Origin of the sequence: Actinosynnema sp. NPDC023658 (genome assembly GCF_040639995.1) — a bacterium.
GTDB lineage: Bacteria > Actinomycetota > Actinomycetes > Mycobacteriales > Pseudonocardiaceae > Actinosynnema.
Window position 1 is genome coordinate 1 of sequence record NZ_JBFAAX010000600.1, and the last position, 3472, is coordinate 3472.

General features: G+C 67.6%; 3 protein-coding genes. 2 read left to right on the plus strand and 1 reads right to left on the minus strand.

Annotated features, from left to right (window positions below; translation table 11 throughout):
• Positions 1–198 precede the first annotated feature (198 nt).
• Positions 199–456 (minus strand): PHB depolymerase family esterase, encoded by a 258-nt coding sequence (locus tag AB0G02_RS31870; protein WP_360801498.1) that lies wholly within the window; start codon positions 454–456, stop codon positions 199–201.
• A gap of 666 nt (positions 457–1122) precedes the next feature.
• On the opposite strand from AB0G02_RS31870, the gene AB0G02_RS31875 reads away from it, so the two are divergent.
• Entirely contained in the window at positions 1123–2388 is a 1266-nt protein-coding gene (locus tag AB0G02_RS31875) for an alpha-galactosidase (protein ID WP_360801501.1), read from the plus strand.
• The gene (locus AB0G02_RS31880; RefSeq protein WP_360801503.1) at positions 2389–3267 is read left to right on the plus strand and encodes an endo-1,4-beta-xylanase; all 879 of its coding nucleotides are present in this window, start codon (positions 2389–2391) and stop codon (positions 3265–3267) included.
• Positions 3268–3472: the final 205 nt, after the last annotated feature.

The following is a 3472-nucleotide window of genomic DNA, read 5'->3' on the forward strand; positions in this document are numbered from 1 at the left end:
GGTGGAGGGGCGTCAGTTGCGCAGAGTCCATTGCTGGGGAGTTCAACCGAGGGGTGGCCGGTCACCTGATGGATCGTGCCTGGCTGTCACGTGCGGTGTTGCATGCTCGCGCGTCCAGGGGCCGTAGGAGAACGCAACGGCAGTGATGCGGAGACCGGACAATCGGCCGGTCCGCCTCTGGACTTTTCGCCCGACGGCTCACTGGGCGGCCGGCACGTTGGTCATCATGGCCCCCGACGAGAACCCGCTGACGACGATGCGGGCCGGATCGACGTCGTAGCGCTGGCGAGTCCAGCCGACCATGGACATGGTGCCCGTGGAGTCGCTGCCGCCGTTGCGGGTCAGCCCGGCCAGGGTGGACACGTCGAAGGAGTGCCCCTCGCGGGTCGCTTCGGGTACCACGACGACGTAGCCGTACCGGTCGGCGGCGGTGGCGAAGACACGCGTTCCGGCCACCGTGCGTGACCGGGGTGCCGGTGATGGTGGACGCGGTCGTGTCGTTGTGCGCGCAGTTCGGGAATCGTGCATTCGCACGGCAGTTCCCACCGTCGCCATCGACGGCAGGTCGCCGCGAGCGCCGCACCGGATCGCGGGGCCGTGACTCGTGGGCCGATGTGGCCACGCAGAGGACCGGCAGTTAACGCACCATCCCGGGCGAATTGTTAGCGTTCATCTGCGTCTTGCGTGTCGAGCACTTGACTGTGCAACCACGTGTTGCCGGGTCCGAGCAGCACCGATGCTCCTGCAAGGCGTTCCGTCTCAAATGGCGGCCTGCCCGAGCTTTCCGATTGCACCCTTCTGTGAACACTGCCTTGTGAGCGTGAACATCAGGTGCCACACTGGCTCCGCCAAAGCCTGCGCCGCTGACGGGAGCCGCCGCGCCACAGCCCGCCGGCAGATCTGTCGAACCCGAGATTCCGGACCAACGGGCAGTGCTCTGCCCGGCCGTGCGCAACACGGATGGCAGTCGGGATGTCATACGCATCGAGGAGTGAGACCAGGGTGACAGCAAAACGACTCCCCCGTACCCGCAGGGTGGCAACGCTGTTGGCGGCAGGCATGCTGCTGTTCGGCGTAACGACAGTGCTGCAGACATCGTCAGCCCAGGCATTGGACAACGGTGTGGCGCGCACGCCCCCGATGGGCTGGAACTCGTGGAACACGTTCGGCTGCAACATCAGCGAGACGTTGATCAGGCAGATGGCCGACACGATGGCCAACTCCGGCATGCGTGACGCGGGCTACCAGTACGTGGTGGTGGACGACTGCTGGATGAACCCCAACCGGGACTCGTCGGGCAACCTCCAGGGTGACCCGAGCCGGTTCCCCAGCGGCATGAAGGCGCTCGGTGACTACATCCACGCCAAGGGCTTGAAGTTCGGGATCTACCAGGCGCCGCTGTCCGAGACGTGCGCGCAGTACTTCAACTCCTACCCCGGCGCGACCGGCAGCCTGAACCACGAGGCGCAGGACGCCCGGCAGTTCGCCGCGTGGGGCGTGGACTACCTGAAGTACGACTGGTGCTCGCCCAGCGGCACGATCGACGACCAGGTGCGCACGTTCGCGAAGATGCGCGACGCCCTCGCGGCCACCGGCCGGCCGATCGTCTACAGCATCAACTCCAACAGCATCCACGACAAGACCGGGCCCCGGCGCAACTGGGGTGACGTCGCGAACATCTGGCGCACCACCGAGGACATCACCAACAAGTGGGACACCGGGCAGACCAACGGCTACCCGATGGGCATCCAGAACATCGTCAACGTCACCGTTCCGCTCGCCTCCTACGCCAAGCCGGGCGCGTTCAACGACCCGGACATGATGGAGGTCGGTCGCGGTGGGATGACCGACACCGAGATGCGCAGCCACTTCGCCCTGTGGGCGGTCATGGCCTCGCCCCTCATCGCGGGCAACGACCTGCGCAACATGGACTCCGCGACGTCGACGATCCTGAAGAACGCCAACCTCATCGCCATCAACCAGGACCCGCTGGGGCAACAGGCCGTGCAGGTCACCAACGACGGCACCCGCCGCGTCCTGGCCAAGCGACTGGCCAACGGCAACGTCGCGGTGGCGCTGTTCAACCAGGGTAGCGGCACGACCACCGTCTCGACCACGGCGAGCGCGATCGGCCTGTCGGGCAGCTCGTTCACGCTGCGCGACGCCTGGACCAACGGCACCACCACAACGTCCGGCACCATCTCGGCCAGCGTCCCGGCGCACGGCACGGCGGTGTACGTCGTCAGCGGCGGCGGGGGCCCCGCGCCCACGTCGTTCTCCTTGGTGAGCCAGAGCTCCGGCCGCTGCCTGGACATCCCCGGCAGCACGCCGACCAACGGCGCCCTGGCCCAGATCTGGGACTGCAACAACCAGACCAACCAGCGCTAGATGAAGTGGGAGTACCTCCACCCCGAGCAGGGCCGCTACAACTTCGGGATGGCGGACGCCATCGTGAAGTTCGCCCAGCAGAACCGCCAGGTGGTCCGCGGGCACACCCTGCTGTGGCACAGCCAGAACCCGGCGTGGCTGGAGCAGGGCGACTTCACCCCCGACCAGCTCCGCGCGATCCTCCGCGACCACATCACCACCGTCGTCGGCCGCTACAAGGGCCGCATCCAGCAGTGGGACGTGGCCAACGAGATCTTCGACGACTCGGGCAAGCTGCGCACCGAGAACATCTGGATCCGAGAGCTGGGCCCCGGCATCATCGCGGACGCCTTCCGCTGGGCCCACCAGGCCGACCCCAAGGCCAAGCTCTTCTTCAACGACTACAACGTGGAGAGCGTCAACGCCAAGAGCAACGCCTACTACGCGTTGATCAAGGACCTGCGCGCGCAGCGCGTGCCGGTCGACGGCTTCTCCGCCCAGTCGCACCTGAGCACCCGCTACGGCTTCCCCGGCGACCTGGAGACGAACCTCAAGCGGTTCGCGGACCTGGGCCTGAGCACCGCCATCACCGAGCTCGACGTCCGGATGGACCTGCCGGCCGACGGCGTGCCCACGGCGGAGATGCTGGCCAAGCAGGCCGACTACTACAACCGCGCGCTCGTCGCGTGCCTCAACGTCGAAGGCTGCGACTCCTTCACGATCTGGGGCTTCACCGACAAGTACTCCTGGGTGCCGGTGTTCTTCACCGGTGAGGGCGCGGCGACCGTGATGTGGGACGACTTCACCCGCAAGCCCGCCTACTACGCCCTGCAGTGCACGCTCGCCAAGGAGTCCGTCAAGCGCGGCGAACACCACCCGCAGCTGCCGAAGTGCGCGTAGTGCCCCCGGCGCGAGCCTGATCGCGTCACCGCGAACCGTCGGCCCCCGTCCGAGCCAGTGCGCCCGGGCGGGGGCCGATCACCACGTCCGGGCGGGTGCTCAGGCGAACGCGACGACGGCGCAGGACGCCGCCAGCGCCAGGCACAGGGGCGAGTAGACGCGCAGGTCGAGCCGCGCGAACCCGGTCGACCGCCGGGACGACACG

Excerpts from the sequence above, each read along its gene's own strand:
- AB0G02_RS31880 (WP_360801503.1), top strand. The coding sequence starts at position 2,389 with ATGAAGTGGGAGTACCTCCACCCCGAGCAGGGCCGCTACAACTTCGGG.